The organism is Endozoicomonas sp. SESOKO2 (genome assembly GCF_024606245.1).
Classification (GTDB): Bacteria; Pseudomonadota; Gammaproteobacteria; order Pseudomonadales; family Endozoicomonadaceae; genus Endozoicomonas_A.
In genome coordinates this window covers 1-2,572 of sequence record NZ_JAHHPQ010000631.1, presented here as the reverse complement: position 1 = coordinate 2,572, position 2,572 = coordinate 1, and the positions used below count along the sequence as shown (strand labels likewise).

General features: G+C 49.1%; 2 protein-coding genes. Both read right to left on the bottom strand.

Features of this window, described 5'->3' with window-relative positions:
• Nucleotides 1–1,919: hypothetical protein (locus KDK17_RS15530; RefSeq protein ID WP_257288466.1), on the bottom strand; the 1,919-nt coding region annotated here is incomplete at its 3' end.
• Between the two features lie 117 nt (nucleotides 1,920–2,036).
• On the bottom strand, nucleotides 2,037–2,572 hold a 536-nt coding region (locus KDK17_RS15525), incomplete at its 5' end, for a hypothetical protein (RefSeq protein WP_257288465.1).

Sequence of the window (2,572 nt, the reverse complement as noted above, 5' to 3'; positions counted from 1 at the left end):
CGGCGGTAATAATGCTGCAATACCGTCAGGATGGTTTTTTCATTATCGCCGACATGATCAGGCAAGACCGGCGGTTTGCTGAACGCGTCCACCATAAACTGTAATGCCGTTGGTGTCCCGGCTGCCAATGGTGTTGTCAGCGCACCAGAATCGTTAATGCCGAGAGATCGTTTCAGATCCGCGATTTCCTGCTTGGCGTGCCGGACACGCTCTAACCAATTCTGATAGAAAGGATGCTCGTTCCGTTGCTCCCACAGTTTTTCAAACCATTCGATATATTCAGCCGGGGAATAAACGCGCATAATTTTCTTACTGCGGGGGTAATGAAATGCCAGAAGGGCTCTAACACTATCCAGAAGGTCTTTGTTCGGGGAAGCCCCGTGATGAAACAGGGCCAATAAGTGGCACTGAATATGTTCAAGGGTTGGATGCATCAGACTTGTCACATAAAGTAGTGCCTTTCTCAGACACGTCTGCCGTTGCTGTGGACTGATGTTCATGCAGATTCGGTCAAATTCAACGACGCTTCCCGAACAACTGGTCAAAGGAAAATGCTGAAGATGTTGCAGGGTGAGGAATTCAAAGGGAGCAGAGGCAGCCACCATACAATTGAAGATGCCCACTGGCATTGCAGAGTCAAAAAATTCTTCCATATTATTGATATGGCCCAGGCCCCATTCAGTCGGCCTTGCCCCGCTCTGCAAAAGGAGCTGACATAATCGGTAAGCTTCTTCTTCCTCCTGTTGCTGCTGAGCAGGGGTTGCCGGTCCCATGCCCCCATTGTGTCTGGCTACTTCGGTATCCAGAAGAATATCAAGCAAAGATTTAACAGGCACTCCGAAAATATTAACAGACGCTTTTTTAACAAAACGCTGATCGATGGGCAATCCGCTCTGTTTTAATTCCAGAAGTCTCTCGCAACTGTAACATTCGGGATCGCTCAGCAGCTCAATGGCCTGTTGCAATTTGTGCATCATATCCGGTGGGACGCTTAATTCCGAACTCAGTGCCTCTGCCCGCAAAGTGATTGGCAGCAGATTCAACATGGCTCTGAAATTGTCCAGGTCAATGCTCTGCGAGAATGCGAAATCACCCAGAGAATGCCCATTGTTGGCCAGGTGCGGACTGTCCAGCTCATCATCAAAACAGACCTGTACAGAACCTGTGTGGTGACAATAAACGACCAGAGGCAAGGGTTTAAGCTCCAATGCCTTTTCACACTGACGCTTGGACTCCAGGATATCGGCAATATTTGCCCGTTTATCGTTGTAGACGCAAAAGCATTTGATCTCTTCCTTGCAATAGTGGATGAGCACCAGTTCCGGGAAATTATAAATGTGGGTATAATCGTTGGGTTTCAATTTAGGTAAACTGAATGTCCCATTTGCTTGCAGATGTCCTGAGGTGAAACGGGGATAAACTCTCCAGATGATTTGATTGGCACGCTCACGACTTTTCTTGTGCAATGATCGTAGATCAGACAGTAGTTTTATTGTCAGTGTATCCGGTGTTAGGCTGGGCTCCTCCAGCAACCGATTAGTCAGTGCGTCACGTTTATAGACATACAGGCATTTGGGATCAGTAATGCCTACCATCCATTGATCTAACGCTTCTGTTACTCGCTCGGTGGGCATCATCTCTCCGGGCAGAGCGAGGGTGAAGGGTCTTGGTGTGCCCTTGCCAGCAAAGTAATTTCTTTCTTCAACCAATCCAATATGCCGAAATGCCAGACGTCCACTCTCAGCGGCCCGCAGTAGCTCCTGTCGCTCATATTCCCTGGGATGGGGCAGCAGCTTGCGGGTTGGCTCGCTGATTGTCCATTGGCCAGAGGCTGTTGCCGATTGGGTGGCGAACTTTGGTTGAGGTTGAGGTTGAGGGCACGGGCTCGCAGAGATCGCCGCTCCATGGACAACATTCATGGTAATACTCCAGTAAAATTTATTATTTGCCCAATTCCGTAAGGAGGGATTCTATCGTTCTTGGAGTAAACGGCTGGTAAAAAGTTCCATTGCAGTCTGTTGTCCGTAACTGCATGTTCAAAGCAAGATCAAAGGATTGTACATGCCCACCCCGCTGGAGCATCCATCCTCCCGAGCATCAGGCTTCGCTATCTTCTTTGGTACCAGCATTTCCTTCTCTATCGGGAGTTCATTGTCGGTAAAGTAGCGTCGCTTCTCGCTGACCACGGCAATCCCCCGTTTTTTCAGCACTTTTTGGGCTGCCTCCGAAGCCAGCGTGGTTTGCGTCAAGGTGCCCAGGTTCATTTGGATAGCTTCGCTCTTTAGCCGCTGCACCTCTTTCTCCAATGCCTGTTGTGTTGACGGACTGAGCAGCGACGGGTCATGTTCGTACTGCATCTTTTCCAACAGTGTCATGCCAGCCGGAATCGCCACCTGCTGGAGATCATACCAACCGTTATGAATACCAAGAATGATCCCTTTTTTCTGATCAGCTTTGCAGGCTTTGTGGCTGTTGTCTGAACAGACTACAATTCCGGCCTCCCGAGCCATTTTTCGCCGGACATTGTCGTCAATAAACTGGTTCATTCTCTGCACTGGCTCGGTTGTCCATT